Origin of the sequence: Pseudophaeobacter sp. TrK17, from assembly GCF_042192375.1 — a bacterium.
GTDB lineage: Bacteria > Pseudomonadota > Alphaproteobacteria > Rhodobacterales > Rhodobacteraceae > Pseudophaeobacter.
This window is the reverse complement of the sequence record NZ_CP071700.1, coordinates 1071559-1091041: the sequence shown is the minus strand read 5'-3', so window position 1 is coordinate 1091041 and position 19483 is coordinate 1071559. Positions and strand designations below refer to the sequence as shown.

The 19483-nt window shown below is 61.7% G+C and carries 17 protein-coding genes and 1 riboswitch; of the genes, 10 read left to right on the top strand and 7 right to left on the bottom strand.

Going from position 1 to position 19483, the window contains the following annotated elements; genetic code table 11:
- Positions 1-269 precede the first annotated feature (269 nt).
- Genes bioA through bioB form a run of 4 tightly spaced genes read right to left on the bottom strand, consistent with a single transcriptional unit; the run spans position 270 to position 4445 of the window.
- Positions 270-1568: an adenosylmethionine--8-amino-7-oxononanoate transaminase gene (bioA, locus tag JZI28_RS05050; protein ID WP_375699437.1), complete on the bottom strand. Its 1299-nt coding sequence runs from the start codon at positions 1566-1568 to the stop codon at positions 270-272.
- Entirely contained in the window at positions 1565-2242 is a 678-nt protein-coding gene (gene bioD / locus JZI28_RS05045) for a dethiobiotin synthase (RefSeq protein ID WP_375699436.1), read from the bottom strand. Before bioD ends, bioA begins: the two co-directional genes overlap by 4 nt.
- Complete coding sequence (locus JZI28_RS05040; protein ID WP_375699435.1) at positions 2239-3408, bottom strand: 8-amino-7-oxononanoate synthase; 1170 nt, start codon at positions 3406-3408, stop codon at positions 2239-2241. The genes bioD and JZI28_RS05040 overlap by 4 nt, the downstream gene beginning before the upstream one ends.
- Positions 3405-4445 (bottom strand): biotin synthase BioB, encoded by a 1041-nt coding sequence (gene bioB / locus JZI28_RS05035; protein WP_375699434.1) that lies wholly within the window; start codon positions 4443-4445, stop codon positions 3405-3407. The genes JZI28_RS05040 and bioB overlap by 4 nt, the downstream gene beginning before the upstream one ends.
- A 204-nt stretch (positions 4446-4649) precedes the next feature.
- A riboswitch (TPP riboswitch) is annotated at positions 4650-4776 on the top strand.
- 118 nt (positions 4777-4894) lie between these two features.
- Between bioB and thiC the strand changes: the two genes are divergently transcribed.
- From thiC to JZI28_RS05000, 7 genes are read left to right on the top strand one after another with little or no spacing between them, the layout of a single operon-like run.
- The gene (gene thiC, locus JZI28_RS05030) at positions 4895-6721 is read left to right on the top strand and encodes a phosphomethylpyrimidine synthase ThiC (RefSeq protein ID WP_295450526.1); all 1827 of its coding nucleotides are present in this window, start codon (positions 4895-4897) and stop codon (positions 6719-6721) included.
- The gene (locus JZI28_RS05025) at positions 6718-7683 is read left to right on the top strand and encodes an FAD-dependent oxidoreductase (RefSeq protein ID WP_375699433.1); all 966 of its coding nucleotides are present in this window, start codon (positions 6718-6720) and stop codon (positions 7681-7683) included. The genes thiC and JZI28_RS05025 overlap by 4 nt, the downstream gene beginning before the upstream one ends.
- Positions 7680-7877 carry a sulfur carrier protein ThiS gene (thiS, locus tag JZI28_RS05020; RefSeq protein ID WP_297341200.1) on the top strand — a complete coding sequence of 66 codons (198 nt, stop codon included), beginning with the start codon at positions 7680-7682 and terminating at the stop codon, positions 7875-7877. The genes JZI28_RS05025 and thiS overlap by 4 nt, the downstream gene beginning before the upstream one ends.
- A gap of 3 nt (positions 7878-7880) precedes the next feature.
- Positions 7881-8648 (top strand): thiazole synthase, encoded by a 768-nt coding sequence (locus tag JZI28_RS05015; protein ID WP_375699432.1) that lies wholly within the window; start codon positions 7881-7883, stop codon positions 8646-8648.
- Between the two features lie 14 nt (positions 8649-8662).
- Positions 8663-9253, top strand: coding sequence for a thiamine phosphate synthase (locus JZI28_RS05010; RefSeq protein WP_295450642.1), 591 nt, complete (start codon positions 8663-8665; stop codon positions 9251-9253).
- On the top strand, positions 9253-10326 hold the full coding sequence (locus JZI28_RS05005) for a ThiF family adenylyltransferase (protein ID WP_375699431.1): 1074 nt from the start codon (positions 9253-9255) through the stop codon (positions 10324-10326). The genes JZI28_RS05010 and JZI28_RS05005 overlap by 1 nt, the downstream gene beginning before the upstream one ends.
- Positions 10323-11060 (top strand): hydroxymethylpyrimidine/phosphomethylpyrimidine kinase, encoded by a 738-nt coding sequence (locus JZI28_RS05000; RefSeq protein WP_375699430.1) that lies wholly within the window; start codon positions 10323-10325, stop codon positions 11058-11060. The genes JZI28_RS05005 and JZI28_RS05000 overlap by 4 nt, the downstream gene beginning before the upstream one ends.
- 35 nt (positions 11061-11095) lie before the next feature.
- On the opposite strand, the gene JZI28_RS04995 is transcribed toward JZI28_RS05000, so the two are convergent.
- The 3 genes from JZI28_RS04995 to JZI28_RS04985 all read right to left on the bottom strand — a co-directional run bounded on the left by JZI28_RS04995 (position 11096) and on the right by JZI28_RS04985 (position 16089).
- Positions 11096-13570: a response regulator gene (locus JZI28_RS04995; RefSeq protein WP_375699429.1), complete on the bottom strand. Its 2475-nt coding sequence runs from the start codon at positions 13568-13570 to the stop codon at positions 11096-11098.
- A gap of 282 nt (positions 13571-13852) precedes the next feature.
- Complete coding sequence (locus tag JZI28_RS04990; RefSeq protein WP_375699428.1) at positions 13853-15337, bottom strand: sensor histidine kinase; 1485 nt, start codon at positions 15335-15337, stop codon at positions 13853-13855.
- Entirely contained in the window at positions 15334-16089 is a 756-nt protein-coding gene (locus tag JZI28_RS04985) for a response regulator (protein ID WP_375699427.1), read from the bottom strand. The genes JZI28_RS04990 and JZI28_RS04985 overlap by 4 nt, the downstream gene beginning before the upstream one ends.
- 286 nt (positions 16090-16375) lie before the next feature.
- Here JZI28_RS04985 and JZI28_RS04980 point away from each other — a divergent pair, with 286 nt between their 5' ends.
- The 3 genes from JZI28_RS04980 (at position 16376) to JZI28_RS04970 (ending at position 19483) form a co-directional block, all read left to right on the top strand.
- Complete coding sequence (locus JZI28_RS04980; protein WP_297341772.1) at positions 16376-17629, top strand: ABC transporter substrate-binding protein; 1254 nt, start codon at positions 16376-16378, stop codon at positions 17627-17629.
- A 92-nt stretch (positions 17630-17721) separates the two neighbouring features.
- A complete protein-coding gene (locus JZI28_RS04975; RefSeq protein WP_348154702.1) occupies positions 17722-18594 on the top strand; it encodes a sugar ABC transporter permease in 873 nt (290 codons plus the stop codon).
- Positions 18587-19483: a carbohydrate ABC transporter permease gene (locus tag JZI28_RS04970; protein WP_295450508.1), complete on the top strand. Its 897-nt coding sequence runs from the start codon at positions 18587-18589 to the stop codon at positions 19481-19483. Before JZI28_RS04975 ends, JZI28_RS04970 begins: the two co-directional genes overlap by 8 nt.

Sequence of the window (19483 nt, the reverse complement as noted above, 5' to 3'; positions counted from 1 at the left end):
GTACAGGCCAAAGGCACGGGCCAAAGGTACAGCTGCCAGTCACAGCCGCCAGTCTTGGCCCAAGTGTGACCGGGTATGCCACAAGTATTTGAACGCTTTACGACCATTTGTCGAGGTTTTGCGGCACATTTCAGGTAAAACCTTGATCCGCCATTCAAGTTTCGAAATGAAAAAGCCATTTTATGGCGCAGCGTGACACATGATTCCCCAAGCTGTCTTGCCCCTGCGCGACTCGCGGCGGTGAAAAAACCTCACCGCCGCTTGCTGTCTCACAGCTCCTGCGCCAGGTGCAGCATCCCTGCGGTGATCTGGCTCAGCTGCTCGGGCGTGGTCACAAAGGGCGGCATGGTATAGATATTCTTGCCAAAGGGGCGCAGGAAAACCCCCATCTCATGGGCCAGCCCATGGGCCGCATCCGCCGAGACCACATGGGCCATCTCGATCACACCAATGGCCCCCAGCACCCGCACATCGCGCACATTTGGCAGGGCGCGGGCGGGTTCCAGCTCTTGTGTCAGCTGGTCAGAGATCGCGGCCACCCGGGCGCGCCAGTCCTGCCCCGTCAACACATCCAACGCCGCCTTTGCCGCAGCGCAGGCCAGCGGATTGGCCATATAGGTCGGCCCATGCATAAAGATACCGGGCGAGCCACCGCCAATGCCCAGCGCCACCCGGTCATTGGTCATGGTGCAGGCAAAAGAGATATGACCGCCTGTCAGCCCCTTGCCAAGGCAGATGATATCGGGCTCCACCGCGCAGAAATCGGTGGCAAACATCTCGCCGGTGCGGCCAAACCCGGTGGCAATCTCATCAAAGATCAGCAGGATGCCCAGCTCATCACAAAGGCTGCGCGCCTGATTGAGGTACTCAGGATGGTAGAAATACATCCCCCCGGTGCCCTGCACCACGGGCTCCAGGATAAACCCGGCGATCTTGTCGGCCCCCGCCTCCAGCAAATCCCGCAGTGCTGCGATGCCGTTTTGCGCCGGGTCCTCGACCCAGTCCTGACCCAGGGTGATGGGCGGGCGGGCCACAAAATGCTGCACGCTCAGCGCGCCCTGAAACAGATGGTGCATGCCGGTATCCGGATCGCAGACGCTCATCGCTTTCCAGGTGTCGCCGTGATAGCCTGAGCGCACCGTAGCGAACTGACTGCGGCCCTCAAACCCCTGAGCGTGCTGATATTGCACCGCCATTTTCATTGCCACCTCAACCGAGACGGATCCAGAGTCGCAATAAAAGATCCGGGTCAGGCTGGGCGGGGTGATCTGCAGCAGCTTGCGGCCCAGGTCGATGGCCGGATCATGGGTCAGCCCGCCAAACATCACATGGGGCAACCGGTCCAGCTGGTCGTGAATGGCCTGGGTGATCGCCGGGTGGCGGTGGCCATGCATCATGCACCACCAGGACGACATGGCATCAATCAGCAGGGTGCCATCCTCCAGGGTGATATGCACCCCCTCACCCTCTTTCACCACAAAGGTGGGACCGGGTTTGGCAACATTGGTATAGGGATGCCACAGATGCTGCTGGTCAAACTCCAGCTGGCTCAGCTCAGCAGTACTCATGGCAGTTCTCCTCCGGTCAGGGCCGCGCGGATCAGGTCCAGTTTGATGTGCCTGGCAAAGATCTCGGCCAAGACCGAGGGCTGTGCCCCCAGATCCGGCTGTGCCCCCAGATCCGTGATCATCGGCAGCCGCCCCAGATGAGCCACCGCGCCAAATTGGACGATGCTCTCCTCCACCTCCGGCTCGGCATCGCCAATGAAACCCACCCCAATCACGGTGCAGCCCGCGTCCCGCAGCGCCTTGAGCGACAGAAGCGTGTGATTGATGGTGCCCAATTGCGTGCGCGCGCACAGGATCACCGGCGCGCCCCAACGGGCAAAGAGATCCAGATAAAGAAAATCGCGGTTCAGCGGCACCATCACCCCGCCGGCGCCCTCGACCACCAGCGGGCCATCCAGCTGCGGCAGCGCCAGGTGAGCCGGGTCGATCTCAACCCCTTCGGCCTCGGCCGACAGATGCGGCGAGGCGGGCAGTTGCAACCGGTAGCCCTCAGCCAGGACTGTGCCAGCAGACAGGCGCGCGACGAACTCGCTGTCGGTTTCCTCTTCCAGGCCCGACTGCACCGGTTTCCAGTAACTGGCCTGCAGCGCCTGAACCAAACCGGCAGAGAAAACAGTTTTGCCAATGCCAGTGTCCGTTCCGGTCACCACCAGTGTCTGGCTAACAGCCCTCATGCCACCTGCTCCAGACCCGCTGGCTGTTGCTGCAAACGCGCAAGCTCTGGCGCCAGTCTTTCAAACAGCTCGGTGATAATGCCTTTGGTCAGGGTGCCGGCCAGCGAGATCCGCAGCCGCGAAGTGCCCTTGGGCACTGTCGGCGGGCGAATGCCACGCACGTCAAAGCCCTGCCCCTGCAGATGCTCGGCCAGCGCCATGGTCCGCCTGTCATCGCCAATCACCACCGGCAGGATCTGGCTTTGAAAGCCGGTGATACCGCAGAGCCGCGCCGCCTCGCTGTGGGCATGGGTGATATGGTCCCAGGCCCGGTTGCGCCGCTCAGGATTCTGCGCCAGATCCCGCAGCGCCACCCGCACCAGCGCCGCATTCAGCGGCGAAGGCGCGGTGGCAAAGATAAAGCCGCGCCCACGATTGATCAGGAAATCAATCAACACCTGGGCGCCGCAGATCAAGGCCCCGGAAACGCCCAGCCCCTTGCCGCAGGTGTGCAGCGTCAGCACAGCAGGGTTCTGGGCATAGTCATGCGCCAGCCCGCGCCCCAGATCGCCAAACAGACCGGTTGCATGGGCCTCATCCACCACCAGAACCGCCCCTTCGCGCCCGGCCAATGCGGCAAATTCCGCCAGCGGTGCCAGAGTGCCCTCCATGGAATAGACCGACTCGATGGCGATCCAGACCTGGCCGGCGCCACCTGCCGCGCGCCACTGGGCGATCTGCGCCGCCGCATCGCTGGGGTCATTGTGGCTGAATTTACGCGTCTCCGCCCGCCCCAGCCGCATACCATCATGGGTGCTGGCATGGATCAGCGCATCATTCAGCACCAGGTCGCCGCGCTGCGGCAGGGTGGAAAAAATCGCCTGATTGGCATTAAAACCGCCGCCCATGAACAGCGCCGCCTCACTGCCAAAAAACGCCGCCGCCTCGGCTTCGAGCAGGGCGTGCTCATCAGCATTGCCGCGCAACAGCCGCGAGCCACCGGCGCCAACCGGCACCCCCCGCTCCAAAGCCTCCAGCGCCGCTGTTTTCAGGGTCTGGCTCTGCGCCAACCCAAGGTAGTCGTTGGAGGAAAAGTCGTGCCCGGCGCGGGGGATCAAGCGGCGAAATCGCCCCTGATCCCGCAGCTCCTGCAGCCCGGCGGCATGTCGCGGAAAACCCTGGCTCATGCCGAGACCACTTCGCCGTTTTCGGCGGCGCTGACCGCGCATGTTTTGCTCTGGTTTTCGCTATGGCTGCCGTCGCAACCCACGCCCATGGCGGTGATGCCCAGACGATCAAACAGCATCTGGTCTTTGTCCTCTTCGGGGTTGTCGGCGGTCAGCAGGGTGTCGCCCACAAAGATCGAATTGGCCCCGGCAAAGAAACACATGGCCTGCAGCTCATCCGACATGTCACTGCGCCCAGCGGAGAGGCGCACGTGGGATTTTGGCATCAGGATCCGGGCCAGGGCGATGGTGCGGACAAACTCAATTGGGTCCAGCTTGGCCACATCGGCCAGCGGCGTGTCTGGCATCGGGATCAGCATGTTGACCGGCACCGAATCCGGGTGTTCCTCCAGCGTCGCCAGTGCCAGGATCATGTCGATACGGTCCATCTGCTGCTCACCCATGCCGACAATGCCCCCAGCGCAGACCTTCATCCCCGCCTCGCGCACCCGGTTCAGGGTGTCAATCCGGTCGGCAAAGGTGCGGGTGGTGATGATTTCGGAATAGTAGCGTTCCGAGGTGTCGATATTGTGGTTGTAATAGTCCAGCCCCGCATCACGCAGGCGAAAGACCTGACTGTCATCCAGCATGCCCAGGGTCATGCAGGTCTCCATCCCCAGATCTTTCACGCCCTCGATCATGGCCTCAAGCGCGGCCATGTCGCGATCCTTGGGCGAACGCCAGGCCGCCCCCATGCAATAGCGCGTGGCGCCGCCTGCCTTGGCCTTGCGCGCCTCGGCAATCACCCGCTCCACCTCGATCAGTTTGCTGGCTGACAGCTTGGCGCCGTTGCGGGCCGACTGCGAACAATAGGCGCAATCCTCGGCGCAGCCGCCTGTCTTAATGCTCAGCAGTTTGGATTTTTGCACCTGATTGGGATCATAGTGCTGACGGTGCACCGACTGCGCCTCAAACAACAGATCCATGAAGGGCTTGTTGTAGATCTCTTCCGCCTCGGCGCGGGTCCAGTCGTTTCGAATAGGGGCAGCGTCCAGCATGGGCTCTCCTGAGGGTCACAGTGTTGCGTTTGAGCGGCCCTGAGGCGCGCTATATTTTTATAGATAATAATCACAGGAGCGCAAAGAAAATATGTTGCAGCGCGGCATTACCGGCAACAGATAGGTATATAAGCTTGTTATTGCTTAGTTATTTTTATCTATCAAAATTCATGTTGACGGCAACCCATCACCTCCCCTAGGTCTTAACCCACGCAGGGGAGTCCCACCGAGGGGACTGAGAGGCTGACAGGGCAGAGCAATCTGACCGGCGACGCGACCCTTAGAACCTGACCCAGTTGACACTGGCGTAGGAAGCTAGGACGCGCCGCCAACGGGCTTTTGCCTCTTTGGTTCTGCGCCCGAACCGGGAGGACCGTAGATCCTCCCCGCGCCTCCCTGCCATGCCTCATCTGGTGACTTTTTTGAGTATTGGCTCGAGGAGCACCAAAATGAACGTAAGCCCGCCAAAGATCACCCCAAAGGTGACAACAGGCGCCCTGCCTGCATCGCGCAAGATCTATGTGCCCGGCGAGATCCACGCCGATATTCGCGTGCCTATGCGCGAGATTTCCACCCATCCCACCGCAGGTGAGGCGCCGCTGCCGGTCTACGACAGCTCTGGCCCCTATACCGATCCCGACCAGCAAACCGACATCCGTCAGGGCCTCGCGCAGCTGCGCCGCAGCTGGATTCTGGCGCGGGGGGACGTTGAGGAATACCAGGGCCGCGAGATCACCGATGCGGACAATGGTTTTGTCGCAGGCGACCGCCTGACGCCGGAGTTCCCGGTCAAACCCGCGCCGCTGCGCGCCAAGGACGGCAAGGCGGTGACCCAGCTGGCCTATGCCCGCGCCGGCATCATCACGCCAGAGATGGAATTCATTGCCATCCGCGAAAACCAACTGCGCGAGACCTCACCCTGCCACCGCGACGGCAATGACTTTGGCGCCAATATCCCCGATTATGTGACGCCGGAATTTGTCCGCCAGGAGGTCGCCGAAGGCCGCGCCATCATCCCGGCCAATATCAACCACCCCGAGATCGAGCCGATGATCATCGGCCGCAATTTCCTGGTGAAGATCAACGCCAATATGGGCACCTCGGCGGTTTCCTCCTCGATGGAAGAGGAAGTGGACAAGCTGGTCTGGTCGATCCGCTGGGGCGCGGATACGGTGATGGACCTGTCCACCGGCCGCAACATCCACAACACCCGCGAATGGATCATTCGCAACTCTCCCGTCCCCATCGGCACCGTGCCGATGTATCAGGCGCTGGAAAAGGTGAACGGCATTGCCGAAGACCTGACCTGGGAAGTGTTCCGCGACACCTTGATCGAACAGGCGGAACAGGGGGTTGATTACTTTACCATCCATGCCGGCGTACGGCTGCATATGGTGCCAATGACGGTAGAGCGCGTCACCGGGATTGTGTCGCGCGGTGGCTCGATCATGGCCAAATGGTGCCTGCATCACCACAAGGAGAGCTTTCTCTACGAGCACTTTGAGGAAATCTGCGACATCTGCCGCAAATACGATGTCTCCTTCAGCCTTGGCGATGGCTTGCGCCCCGGATCAATTGCCGACGCCAACGACGAAGCGCAATTTGCCGAGCTGGAAACCCTGGGCGAGCTGACCAAGATCGCCTGGGCCAAGGATTGCCAGGTGATGATCGAAGGCCCGGGCCATGTGGCCATGCACAAGATCAAGGAAAACATGGACAAGCAGCTGGAGTGCTGCGACGAGGCGCCCTTTTACACCCTGGGGCCGCTGACCACCGATATCGCGCCGGGCTATGACCATATTACCTCGGGCATTGGGGCGGCGATGATTGGCTGGTTTGGCTGCGCCATGCTCTGCTATGTGACCCCCAAGGAACACCTGGGCCTGCCCGACCGCGACGACGTCAAGGTTGGTGTGATCACCTACAAAATCGCCGCCCATGCCGCCGATCTGGCCAAGGGCATGCCCGGCGCCCAGCGCCGGGACGATGCGCTGAGCCGCGCCCGGTTTGAATTCCGCTGGGAGGATCAGTTCAACCTGTCGCTGGACCCGGATACTGCCCGGGACTACCACGACCAGACCCTGCCAAAAGAGGCCCATAAGGTGGCGCATTTCTGCTCCATGTGCGGGCCGAAATTCTGCTCGATGCGGATCAGCCACGACATCCGCGCCGAAGCCCAGAAGGAAGGCATGGAGGCCATGGCCGCCAAGTTCCGCGAAGGCGGTGAGCTTTATGTGCCTGCCCCAGCTGACAAAGCGCTGGAACCGGGCGCATGATCACCATCGCGGGGGCGGGGCTTGCCGGCCTCGCCACCGCTTACGAGCTGTTGCAACGCGGTGCCAAGGTGACGCTGTTTGAACGCGGGCCAGGCCCGGGTGCGGCCAGTGTGGCGCGCTTTGCCGGCGGTATGTTGGCGCCCTTTTGCGAAGGCGAAAGCGCCGAAGAAGAGGTTGTCAGCCTCGGCAGCCGCGCCTGTGACTGGTGGGCCAAGATCACACCGGTGCATCGGCGCGGCACGCTGGTGGTTGCGCCTGCCCGCGACCGGGCCGAACTCAGCCGTTTTGCCCAACGCACCCGGGGCCACCAGCTGCTGGGCGGCAGTGATATCGCCGAACTGGAACCCGCCCTGGCAGGTCGCTTTGCCGGTGGCTTGTTCTACAAGGACGAAGCCCATCTCGATCCGCGCCGCGCGCTGGTTGACCTTGGCACCGCCGTAGAAACTCTCGGCGGACAAATTCGCTATGACACCCCGGCTCCACCGCGCGTGGATCTGGACTGCACCGGCATGGCCGCCGCCCTGCCAGACCTGCGCCCGGTGCGCGGCGAAATGGCGCTGCTGCACTGCCAGGGGGTCGAGATCAACCGCACCCTGCGACTGCTGCACCCGCGCATTCCCTTGTATCTGGTGCCGCGGGGCGACCAGCATTTTATGATCGGTGCCACCATGATTGAAAGCGCATCCACCCGCGCGCCCAGTCTACGATCGGTCAATGAGTTGCTCAGCGCTGCTTTTGCGCTGCACCCCACCTTTGGCGAGGCCAGCGTGGTTGAGCTCGGCGCTGGTCTGCGCCCCGCCTTTGCCGACAACCTGCCCCGCCTGAGCGAACAGGACGGCGTGCTGCACCTCAACGGGCTGTACCGCCACGGCTTTCTTCTGGCACCAGCCATGGCGCGCCGTGCCGCCCAACGGTTGCGGCCACAGCCCGCAGACCTCTTGCCCCTGGAGACCTCTGGATGAACATTACCGTAAACGCCAAGCCGCATGACATCTCTGCCACCACGCTGGACGCCGCCCTGCACGAGCTGGGCCTGACCAGCCCGGCACTGGCCACCGCACTGAACGGCAGCTTTGTTTCGCGTGCGAAACGTGTTGATACCCCGTTAACCGAAGGCGACCGGATCGAAGTTCTGGCGCCGATGCAGGGAGGCTGAGCAATGCAGTTTTACGGCATCACGCTCAGCTCTCGGCTGTTTCTGGGCACCGCGCAATACCCCTCCCCCAAGGTGCTCTGTGAGGCGATTGCCGCCAGCGGTACCGAGGTCATCACCCTGTCCCTGCGCCGCGAAACCAGCGATGGTGCCGGCACCGGGTTCTGGCAGATGCTGCGCCAGACCGGCGCTCGTATCCTGCCCAATACCGCCGGCTGTCACAGCGTGCAGGAGGCGGTGACCACCGCTCAGATGGCGCGCGAGATCTTTGACACCGACTGGATCAAGCTCGAGGTCATTGGCCATGCCGACAGCCTGCAACCGGATGTCTTTGGCCTGGTGGAGGCCGCAAGGATCCTTAGCGACGATGGCTTTAAGGTCTTTCCCTACACCACCGAAGATCTGGTGGTGGGCGAGCATCTGCTGCAGGCGGGTTGCGAGGTCCTGATGCCCTGGGGGGCGCCGATTGGATCTGGCCAGGGGCTGCGCAATCCCGATGGGCTGCGGGCCATGCGGGCGCATTTCCCGGACACGCCCTTGGTGGTGGATGCCGGCATTGGCCGCCCCTCGGATGCGGCGGCGGCGATGGAGCTGGGGCTGGATGCGGTGCTGCTGAACACGGCGGTGGCCAAGGCCGGGGACCCGGTCGGGATGGCCCGCGCCATGGCCCAGGCGGTGGCAGCCGGTCAGGCCGGCTATCAGGCAGAACCCATGCCGCGCCGCGACATGGCTGTGCCCTCGACCCCGGTTTTGGGACTGGCAGAGCTGACATGAAGGACGATCAGGCAATGGAACGGTTTTATCTCATCGTCGGCCACGTGGGCCGGCTGGAATTGCTCGTGCCGCAGGGGGCCAGATTGGTGCAGCTGCGGATCAAGGACGCCTCCGAAGCCGAACTGCGCCGCCAAATCGCCCGCGCCCGTGATTTCTGCGCCGTGCACGGCGCGCAATTGGTGGTCAATGATCACTGGCAGATCGCGCTGGATCTGAACTGCAGCTTTGTGCACCTAGGTCAGGAGGACATGGAAACCGCCGATTTTGCCGCGCTCAACCGTGCCGGGGTGCGCTATGGGCTGTCCACCCATGACGAAGCAGAACTGGAGCGGGCGCTGCGCCATGATCCCGCCTATGTGGCGCTGGGGCCGGTCTATCCGACCCTGCTGAAGAAAATGAAATGGGGGCCGCAGGGGCTGGACCGCGTCAGCCGCTGGAAACAGATCGCGGGGCAAACCCCGCTGGTGGCCATCGGCGGCCTAACGCCCGAGCGCCTGCCCGGAGTGTTTGCTGCCGGCGCCGATAGTGCAGCGGTGGTGACGGATATCCAGCAGGCGCCAGACCCGGAAGCGCGTTGCCGCCAATGGGCAGAGGCCTGCGCCTGATGTCGCGCTACGCCCGCCAAATGGCCCTGCCCGAGGTCGGAACTGCCGGTCAGGCACGGCTGGCACGCGCCCATGTGCTGGTGGTGGGCGTTGGCGGGCTGGGCGCGCCGGTGTTGCAGTATCTTGCCGGTGCCGGTGTCGGGCAGCTCACCCTGCTGGACCCAGACCGGGTGGAGGAGAGCAATCTGCACCGTCAGGTGCTGTTTACCATGGCCGATATCGGCCAGCCCAAAGTCACCGCGGCGCAGGCGCATCTGATGGCCAGAAACCCAGGCCTGACAGTGCACCCCCTCGCCGAGGCTCTGAGCGCGGCAAATGTGGCGCGGTATCTGGGCGACAGGGATCTGGGCCACGGGGATCTGGGCCACGGGGATCTGGGCCACGGGGATCTGGGCGCGGTGGATCTGGGCGCGGTGGATCTGGTGGTGGATGCGGCGGATAGTTTTGCCACCTCCTATATCCTGTCGGATGCCTGTCTGGCGCGGGGCTTGCCGCTGATCTCGGCCTCGGTGCTGGCGCAACGGGGCTATGTCGGTGGCTTTTGTGGCGCGGCGCCCTCGCTGCGCGCCCTGTTTCCAGAGCTGCCAGAAAGTGCCGCCAGCTGCGCCAGTGCCGGGGTGATGGGACCGGTGGTGGGCGCCATTGGCGCGCTTCAGGCACAGATGGCGCTTAAGACCCTGCTGGGCCACAGCCCCGCGCCGCTGGGCCGGGTGATGCAGGTAGACATGGCAGACCTGACCCTGAGCAGTTTTGACTTTAGCTCTGCCTGCGAACCCGCAGATCCCCTGCGGTTCACCAGCCCCGAGCTGATCCCGGCGCAGGCCCAAGTGATAGATCTGCGCCCCGTTGAAGAAGCGCCCCAGCCTGCTGTCACCGGGGCGCGGCGCTGCCTGCCCGATGACCTGATTGCTGCAAATAGCATCGCCGCGGCCCCGGCCCCTGCCAGGCTTGAGCCCGGGCTGCCAACAGTTCTGTGTTGCCGATCCGGCGTCCGGGCATGGCGCACGGGGCGCGCGCTACAGGCTCAGGGTTTTAACCAGATTGAAATTCTCGCCGTTGGTGACCCCGCATGAGCCGCATTCTGGTGGTGGCCGGCACCGACAGCAGCGGCGGTGCCGGCCTGAGCCGCGATGTGGCCATGGCCCAAAGCCTGGGCTGTTCGGTTGCACCGGTGGTGACTGCCGTCACGGTGCAGACCAACTCGGCGCTGATTGCCACCCAGCCAATCCCACCGCAGATTATCGCAGATCAGGTCACAGCCGCCTTTGATCCGGCGGGACAGATCCCACGCGCCATCAAGATTGGCATGATCGGCACCCCAGAAGCAGCCCGGAGCCTGGCACAAGCGCTGCCCGCCCAGGTGCCAATTGTGCTGGATCCCGTCCTAAAAAGCTCCTCTGGCGGCGACCTGATGTCTTTGGAAGCCCTGACGCCCCTGCTGCCAAAAGTGACGGTGTTGACCCCCAATCTGGAGGAAAGCGCCCGGCTTGCCGGCACCTGCCACCGCCCCCAGGATCCGCCAGAACTGGCCGAATTGAAAATGCGGGCGCAACGTATTTTGGCGTCAGGTGTGGCTGCGGTATTGATCAAGGGTGGACATGGCCAGGGCACCCACAGCACGGATCATTTATTTACCGCTGACAACCATCAGATGTTTTCAGCCCCACGTCTGCCCAGAAGCAAGCGCGGCACCGGCTGCAGCCTGGCAACCGCTCTCGCCTGTGCGCTGGCGCAGGGCGCATCTGTGGCAGAAGCCTGCGCCCAGGCCAAGGCGCAGATGACCCTTTGGTTGAGCAATCCAGGTTAAGCCAGAAGCCCCATTATCGCGGCAAAATCCCAGGATCAGCCGGATTGGCCGTTATTTTCGTCCTGGCCAATGCGCAGCATGGTCAGGGTGCGCAACAAAACCGATTTACTGATAGGTTTTTGCAGAAAATAATCCATCCCCGCAGCCAGACAGGCCTCGCGGTCGGATTCAAAGGCATTGGCGGTCAGCGCAACAATCACTGGCTGCTCGATCTCAAGAGCGCGAATTTCCCGAGTTGCCGCAAGCCCGTCCAGCTCGGGCATGGACATATCCATCAAAATGATATCCGGCGCCATTTCCTCCTGACACAGGGTAACCGCCTGTCGGCCATTATGGGCTTCGCTCAGGGTGATGCCCAGATCGGCCAGATACTTGCGGACCAGCAAACGGTTGGTCCTGTTGTCCTCTGCCAGCAAAACCCGGCAGCCTGCCAAAGCTGCAGTGTCCATCATGGTCTCAACCCGAGAGGCGCCGCTGGAATTGACCGCCTTGGCCAGTTGAACTTTCAAGCGAAAGCACGAGCCCTTTTCCTTGAGACGACACAGATCAATGCCGCCTCCCATGCGCTTGGCCAGGATGCTGGAAATCGTCAATCCGAGCCCAGTGCCGCCAAAGGCCCGCGTGGTGGCCGCATCCGCCTGCTTGAAGCGATCAAAAATATATTCGGCCTGGTGGTCTGAGATACCAATGCCTGTATCATCCACCGCAATCACCAGATTGTAGGGGTCGTCTGCGCGGCAGGTGACGCTGATGTCCACGCCGCCCTCAGAGGTGAATTTCACCGCATTGCCGATAAGGTTCACCAGAATTTGCCGCAAACGGCCATCGTCACCATGCACCCGTTCCGGCAGGTTGTCCGCAAAACTCACCGACACCCAAAGGCCTTTTTCCCGGGCTTTGGGCCGCAACAGATTGACCGCGCCAGCCACACAGTTTTGCAGATCAAAATCAATCGGACTGATCGCCAGGCGCCCCGCTTCGAGACGCGACAGGTCAAGAATATCGTTGATGATTTTAAGCAGCGCGTTGGAGGAATCCTGAATGGTGCTCAGATATTGTCTTTCCTCCGGGCCCAGATCGAACTCCGACATCAGCTCCGCCATGCCCAGAATGCCATTCATCGGCGTGCGGATCTCATGGGACATGTTGGCCAGGAATTCCGATTTGGCGCGATCGGCACTTTCAGCCGCGATCTTGGCATCATTCAGATCATTGTTGCGCTGCAACAGCGCCGTATTTGCCTCGATCAGCTTTTCGCGCAGTTGCACGTCCTGGGTCACATCCAGATTGACCCCGACCATCCGCAGCCAGCCATCGCTATCGGCATAGGCGGTTCCCATACTGCGGATATGGCGCACCTCCCGGCTGGGCAAAATGATGCGGTATTCCGATCTGTAGCTGCCCCCGACGTGACAGGCATTGCGGAATTCAAGAACCGTCTTCTTATGATCGTCGGGGTGCAGGCAACTCTCCCAGGTGTCAATCGACAGCGGATCATTGAGCTTGAACCCATAGATTTCGCGCAGGTTTGGATCCCAGACGGTTGTACTGTTCTTGGTATTCAGCTCCCAAATGCCGATCTTTGAAATATCCACCGCAATCTCAAGCCGCCGCGACAGGGTCTCCAACTGCCGTTCGCGCCGCTTCAAGGTTCGAATGGCATCGCGCCGTGCTACCGACAGACGACTGATCAAATAGATTGGCACGACAATAAATCCGCCGGCAATAAAAACCAACAGGCGCCATGGCCAGGGATTGGCCCTGCTGGCCGACCACCCTCCCTTGGGGCGCGCTGCAATCTGCCAGGATCCGACCGGCAGCGGGATATCCAAAAGGACCGGGTTATCGGTAAAAACGGATGGGTCGCCAAAAAACTGCGCCCCCGTAACCCCGGTGCCGTCCCGTCCCCGTATGGCAACGTCGATGCCCAAGTCGGGCGACTTGAACCCATGTGCCTCATACAGGCCTTCGACCCGCATGACGGAGGACAAAATCCCCCAGAACCGGCGGTTTTCCCCAGTTCCGACAAAGACCGGAAAGCGGCCAATAAAGGCCTCTCCGCCCTGCACCAACTGGACCGGACCCGCCAAAACCACTGCGCCGCTGTCGCGGACTTTATAGGCAGCCTCTCGCTGGCCGGCGTTTTGGTTGTAATCCAGTCCCAGGGCCGTCTCGTTGCCGTGCAACGGGTAGATCATCGAAACCACAAGATCCGGCGCCGCTGCAACATGGCTAATGCCCGATTGCGTGCCCATCACCTTTTCACTCAGTTGCGAGAACCTCTCCTGAGACATGTCCGGCTCGGTGGACAACACTGCAACCAGCCCGCGCACCAGCTGAAGATCCGCATTGAGCGCCCCTTCAAGACTGACCTGCAGCTCGTTGACTTCGCGGCGCACATCGGCCCGCAGGGCTTGATAATGAATCGTGTTGTTTTGTTGTTCTGAATAGTAGCCCGCAGCCAGAACCATGACGAGGGCGACCAGAACCGGGATATGGGCCCGTCTCACTAGCCCGCCAATGGGTTTTGCAGAAGAACCTCTCACGGAACAGACACCACTCAACCTTACCCATTTTGGCCCTTCATAGAAAAGACCAAACCAATTCACCATTATCTATCGTTCGTCATGCAAGCTGCCGCACAGATGTTCATATCTGCTTAAAAACGCTTCCATTCAACGAAATTCTTTACTGACCTAATCCTACTGCAACATTTACATGTCACAAAAAGCAGCCCGTTTATCAGGTGAATTCATCACCACCCCCCCTGCGGCCATTGCCCCGACCGGCCCCTAGTGGCGCTGGATGTCCAGGCTGGCGCGCAGCCCCTGGCTGCCCTGATCGAACTGCAGCTTGCCGCCATGCTGTTCTGCGACGGTGGCAACGATGGTCAGCCCCAGGCCAAACCCGTCAATGGCAGAGCTGTTGGCACCGCGCTGAAACGGGGCCAGAACCTCCTGAATCTCGGCCACGGTCAATTCAGATCCCTCGTCCTCAACCGTGATCACCGCCCGCTCCGCGCTCGCCTCCAGCCGCACCACGGCGCGGCGACCGTATTTCAGGGCATTGTCCACCAGATTGGTCAGGGCGCGCTGCAACAGGATGGGCCGCGCCGTCACCAGCACCCGACGCGCATCCGGCAAGGCGCCCTGCCCCGCGCGGGCTGAAAACAGCGACTGCGCCCCCTGAACCACCTCGGGCTGCATCCGCACATAGCTCACTGGCTTGTCCAGATCCTGATAATCCGCCACCAGCGCCTCCACCAGCGCGGTGAGCGAGATCTGGCGCGGCACTTCCAGGCTGAGTTCCGAGCGGGTATAGGTCAGCACGCTTTCGATCATGCCGGTCATACTGTCGATATCCGCCTCCAGCTTGCGGCGCAGGGTCTGGTCCTGGATCAGTGCCGCCCGCAGGCGCAAGCGGGTGGCCGGCGTGCCCAGATCATGGCTGACCGCCGACAGAACCGTGGCGCGTTTTTCGATCTGCGCCCGTGCTCCGGCCAGATGATCATTCACCGCCGCGACAATCTCCTGCAGCTCTGCCGGGCCGGGGGCGGAGTAGCTATCCGGCCCCCCCAGCACCCGCGGCTGACGCAGCAGCCGGGCAAAGGCACCAAACCGCGCCGAGGTTTCGCCACTTTGGCTGAGCACAATCGCCAGCCCCACCGCAGCCAGGATCACCGCCAGCAGGCGCAGATCCGTCGGCGCCGCCTGACAGCCCCAGTAGGAAGCCCCCTCGACCTGCCGCCAGCCCCTGTCGCCATATTGGGCAAAGACCAGCGGATCGCTGCAATGGCGTGCCAACAGGCGGGTGACCGCCCCCAGCTGCTGCGCCGCCGTTTGCCGGGGCGCGGTTTGCAGATCGGCAACCCCGTAGCGCAGGCGATCTGACACAATCATCAACCGCAACACCGTGCCGGTGCTTGCCCCCATGCCAGGCCCAAAACCTGACCCCAACCCCAACGCCCGCCCTGTTTCCCCCAAGATCGAGATCTCGGTAACAAAACCGCCGCCCGGCACCTCGGGGCGTTGACCGCGCGGATGGTCGTTGGCCACGTCTGACTGCAGCGACAGAGCCTGGATCTGCAGTCCTGCGGGCGCAGGCGCATTGCCCTGCAGGGCCTGATACAGCAACACCCCCGCCATCTGGCTGCGGGCCAGATGCTGCTCCCAGGCGCGGGATGATTGCAGCCACAGGAATGCCGCCCCCAGGCCAATGGCAAAGCCGCCAAAGATCCACAGGCGCGCCTGGGTTTTCAGATCCCAGATGCGGCTCACGCGGTCTGCTCTTCCGCCACATCCACGGCCAGGACATAGCCAATGCCGCGCGCGGTGCGCAGCATCTGCGGATCTTTGGGGTCGCTTTCGATCTTGGAGCGCAGCCGCCCCACCAACATGTCGATTGCCCGCCCGGAGCCGTCGGGCTCTGCACTGCTGCCACTGCTGCCACTGGCAAAACCTTCCAGCAGGCCCGCCTGGATTTCCTCGCGTTTCAACGGAATATGCGGGTTGGCCAGAAACACCTTGAGCAGGCTGGTCTCCCGCTGCGACAGCGCCACCTGAAACCCCTGCGGCGAGAGCACCTCGTCGCGTTTGCCGTCATAGGTCCAACCGGCAAAGCGAAACAGCGCCAGCCGCCGCCGATGCACCAGCGAGGCACTGCGGTTGGCCCGCTGCAAAACCGCCCGCACCCGCGCCAGCAGCAGATCCGGGTTAAAAGGCTTTGCCACATAGTCATCCGCCCCGACCTCATACCCCGCCATGCGCTGGTGATCCTGAGACAGCGCCGAGACCAGAATGATCGGCACATCCTGTTCGCTGCGCAAGCGGGCACAGATCTCGACGCCGCTTTCCGATCCCAGCATCACATCCAACAGGATCAGATCCACCCGCCCCGCCTGCATCAGCGCCCGGATCTCCGCCTCATTTTCGGCGGCATGGGCGATAAAGCCGTTTTGCTGCAAAAACTGGGTCAGCATGGCACGGGTCTCCGCATCATCATCCACCACCATAAGCCGGGGTATCGTCATAGCCTCTTACTGCCTCTTACTCTCTCTGCCTTTGCCTGCCAGACTGCCCCATTTTTGCGGCCAAAGGTACAGCTAGGTAACAAGTTGTAACGGAAGTGACGGATTTCTGCGCTCTGACCACTGCAGTGGTCGGCTCAACCATTGCGACAGCCCCCTCCGTCAGCGCAGGCTAGGGCAATACCGTCGCCTTCAGTGGCGGCATCTGCGCCACTGCATCTTGGAGGAAGAGGTGGCGTAGTTCAAAGGGGCTGGTTGAGCTCTTGACGATTTTAGGGAGGAAGACAAAATGAAAAGATCCGTATTTACGGCCGCGTCCACGCTGGCGGTTGTCGCTGCATCCGCAGTATCCATGGCCCAGGCCGGTCCGGAGGCAGAGGTGCTGCATTGGTGGACATCGGGCGGGGAAGCCAAATCCGTCGCCGTTTTGCAGCAGGAATTTTCCGCCAATGGCGGCACCTGGACCGATATGCCAGTGGCAGGCGGTGGTGGCGATGCCGCCATGACCGCACTGCGGGCGCGGGTTCTGTCCGGCAATGCCCCCACTGCGGTGCAGCTGAAAGGCCCCGCCATTCAGGAATGGTACGAAGAGGGCGTTCTCGCTGATATCTCAGAGGTGGCCGAGGCCGAGGGCTGGGACAAGGTGCTGCCAGCCTCCATTGCGGCCCATATGAAATGCGAAGGCCAGTGGTGCGCCGCGCCGGTGAATGTGCACCGGGTGGACTGGCTGTGGGCCAATGCCGAAATCCTCGCGGCCAATGACATTGCGATGCCAACCAGCTGGGACGACTTTAACGCCGCCGCAGACAAGCTGATGGCGGCCGGAGTGATCCCGCTGGCTCATGGTGGCCAGGCCTGGCAGGATGCCACGGTATTTGAAGTTGTCGCCCTTGGCCTTCTGGGCCCGGATGGGTTCCACCAGGCCTTTGTCGATCTGGACCCTGAAATGCTGGGGTCGGATAAGATGGTCGCGGTTTTTGACCAGATGCGCAAAATGCGCGGTTATGTGGACAGCAATTTCCCCGGTCGCGACTGGAACCTTGCCACCTCGATGGTGATGAACGGCGAAGCGGCATTTCAGATCATGGGCGATTGGGCCAAGGGCGAATTCCTTGCTGCTGGCAAGGTACCGGGTGAGGATTTCCTCTGCGCCTCGGCACCGGGGGAAGGCTTTCTCTATAATGTTGACAGCTTTGCCATGTTTGATGTCAGCGGCGACGACAAACAGCAGGGTCAGGCCCTACTGGCCAAGCTGATCGTCGGCCAGAATTTCCAGAAGGTCTTTAACCTCAACAAGGGCTCGATCCCGGCACGGGTTGATGTTGCCATGGACGATTTTGACTCCTGTGCGCACCTGTCATCGGCGGAGATGACCACCAGCTCCAAAGACGGCTCCCTGCTGCCCAGCTATGCCCATGGCATGGCGATGCGCGGCGCCCAATCCGGGGCGATCACCGATGTGGTTACCGCGCATTTCAATTCCGACATGTCCTCGGCTGAGGCGGTTGAAATGCTGGTCGCCGCAGTGGAAAACTCGCTGTAATATCACCCGACCAAACGACCCGCTCCACTCACATGAGCCGTTCCGCCCGGGCAATTTTGCCAGGGCGGGACAAAACATAAAGGCACGATCCAATGCGCGCATGGCTGGAACGCCAGATCCCCAAGATGGTACTGGCCCCTTCGTTTGTGGCGATCCTCATCTTTGTTTATGGCTTCATCGCCTGGACAGCCTGGATCTCTCTGACCCGTTCAAAACTACTGCCCAAATACGATCTCTATGGGGTCATCCAGTATAAGCGGCTGTTTGCAGCACCGCGCTGGGACACCGCCATGGACAACCTGTTCCTGTTTGGCGCGCTATTCATCTGCATTTCCATGGCACTGGGACTGCTGTTGGCAATCCTGCTGGACCAGCGCATCCGCGTCGAAGGCGTGCTGCGCACCATCTATCTGTACCCCATGGCCCTGTCGATGATCGTCACCGGCACCGCCTGGAAATGGATCATGAACCCCGGCCTGGGGATCGAGGCCATGGTGCGGAGCTGGGGCTATGAGGGCTTTCGCTTCAACTGGGTAATTGACCCCGATATGGCGATTTATGCGGTGGTGATTGCCGGCGTCTGGCAGGCCTCTGGCTTTGTCATGGCGCTGTTTCTGGCCGGGCTGCGCAGCGTCGATGGGGAGATCATCAAGGCGGCGCAGATTGATGGCATTCCCGGCTGGCGGATCTATTCGGCCATTATCCTGCCCTCGATGGCACCGATCTTTCTGTCGGCCTTTATCGTGCTGGCCCATCTGGCGATCAAGAGCTTTGATCTGGTGGTCGCCCTCACCGGGGGTGGCCCTGGCTATGCCACCGATCTGCCCGCAACCTATATGTATGCCATGGCCTTTTCGCGTGGCGACATTGGTCAGGCGGCGAGTTCCGCCATGGTGATGATGGGCGTGGTCTTTGCCATTGTTGTTCCCTATCTCTATTCCGAACTGAGGGCGAAACATGTCTGATTTTTCTGCCGCTCCTGCCGTGTCACCACCCCTGCGCCCGGGGCAAATTGCCCTGCGCTGGCTGCTGTTTTCCCTGCTGGGCCTGTTTGCGCTGTTCTACCTGATGCCGCTTTTTGTCATGCTGACCACCTCGCTCAAAAGCCTGGAAGAAATCCGCAGTGGCAGCCTGGTGGCGCTGCCCCGCGAAGTCACGTTTGACGCCTGGCGCACCGCCTGGTCCGAGGCCTGCACCGGCATTCAATGCGAAGGCCTGCGCCCCTATTTCTGGAACTCGGTACTGCTGGCGGTGCCAGCTGTGTTGATCTCGACCTTTCTGGGCGCCGCCAACGGCTATATCATCGCCCAGTGGAATTTTCGCGGCGCCAATCTGATCTTCTCGGCGATGTTGTTTGGCTGCTTCATCCCCTTTCAGGTGGTGCTGCTGCCCATGGCCCGGATGCTGGGGCTGATGGGGCTGGCGGGGACAATTCCGGGGCTGATCTTTGCCCATGTGGTCTACGGTATCGGCTTTACCACACTGTTTTTCCGCAACTTCTACGTCACCATCCCCGGTGATCTGGTGAAAGCGGCCAAGGTTGACGGCGCCGGGTTCTTTCGCATCTTCTGGTCGATATTCCTGCCGCTGAGCCTGCCGATTATCGTCGTCACAGTGATCTGGCAGTTCACCCAGATCTGGAATGATTTCCTGTTTGGCGTTAGCTTTAGCCAGGCGGGCACCCAGCCGGTGACTGTGGCGCTGAACAATATCGTCAACTCCACCACTGGCGTCAAAGAATACAACGTCGACATGGCCGCCGCGATCATTGCCGGTCTCCCCACCCTGTTGGTCTATGTGGTTGCAGGAAAATACTTTATTCGCGGCCTCACCGCCGGCTCTGTAAAAGGCTAA

What these genes read in the sequence shown, in the direction of transcription:
- thiS (WP_297341200.1), top strand. Translation starts at nt 7,680, where the DNA reads ATGAACATTACCGTAAACGCCAAGCCGCATGACATCTCTGCCACCACG.
- JZI28_RS04975 (WP_348154702.1), top strand. Translation starts at nt 17,722, where the DNA reads ATGCGCGCATGGCTGGAACGCCAGATCCCCAAGATGGTACTGGCCCCT.
- bioD (WP_375699436.1), bottom strand. Translation starts at nt 2,242, where the DNA reads ATGAGGGCTGTTAGCCAGACACTGGTGGTGACCGGAACGGACACTGGC.
- JZI28_RS04980 (WP_297341772.1), top strand. Translation starts at nt 16,376, where the DNA reads ATGAAAAGATCCGTATTTACGGCCGCGTCCACGCTGGCGGTTGTCGCT.
- JZI28_RS04970 (WP_295450508.1), top strand. Translation starts at nt 18,587, where the DNA reads ATGTCTGATTTTTCTGCCGCTCCTGCCGTGTCACCACCCCTGCGCCCG.
- JZI28_RS05010 (WP_295450642.1), top strand. Translation starts at nt 8,663, where the DNA reads ATGGAACGGTTTTATCTCATCGTCGGCCACGTGGGCCGGCTGGAATTG.
- JZI28_RS05040 (WP_375699435.1), bottom strand. Translation starts at nt 3,408, where the DNA reads ATGAGCCAGGGTTTTCCGCGACATGCCGCCGGGCTGCAGGAGCTGCGG.
- bioA (WP_375699437.1), bottom strand. Translation starts at nt 1,568, where the DNA reads ATGAGTACTGCTGAGCTGAGCCAGCTGGAGTTTGACCAGCAGCATCTG.
- JZI28_RS04985 (WP_375699427.1), bottom strand. Translation starts at nt 16,089, where the DNA reads ATGACGATACCCCGGCTTATGGTGGTGGATGATGATGCGGAGACCCGT.
- bioB (WP_375699434.1), bottom strand. Translation starts at nt 4,445, where the DNA reads ATGCTGGACGCTGCCCCTATTCGAAACGACTGGACCCGCGCCGAGGCG.
- JZI28_RS05025 (WP_375699433.1), top strand. Translation starts at nt 6,718, where the DNA reads ATGATCACCATCGCGGGGGCGGGGCTTGCCGGCCTCGCCACCGCTTAC.
- JZI28_RS05015 (WP_375699432.1), top strand. Translation starts at nt 7,881, where the DNA reads ATGCAGTTTTACGGCATCACGCTCAGCTCTCGGCTGTTTCTGGGCACC.
- JZI28_RS05000 (WP_375699430.1), top strand. Translation starts at nt 10,323, where the DNA reads ATGAGCCGCATTCTGGTGGTGGCCGGCACCGACAGCAGCGGCGGTGCC.
- thiC (WP_295450526.1), top strand. Translation starts at nt 4,895, where the DNA reads ATGAACGTAAGCCCGCCAAAGATCACCCCAAAGGTGACAACAGGCGCC.
- JZI28_RS05005 (WP_375699431.1), top strand. Translation starts at nt 9,253, where the DNA reads ATGTCGCGCTACGCCCGCCAAATGGCCCTGCCCGAGGTCGGAACTGCC.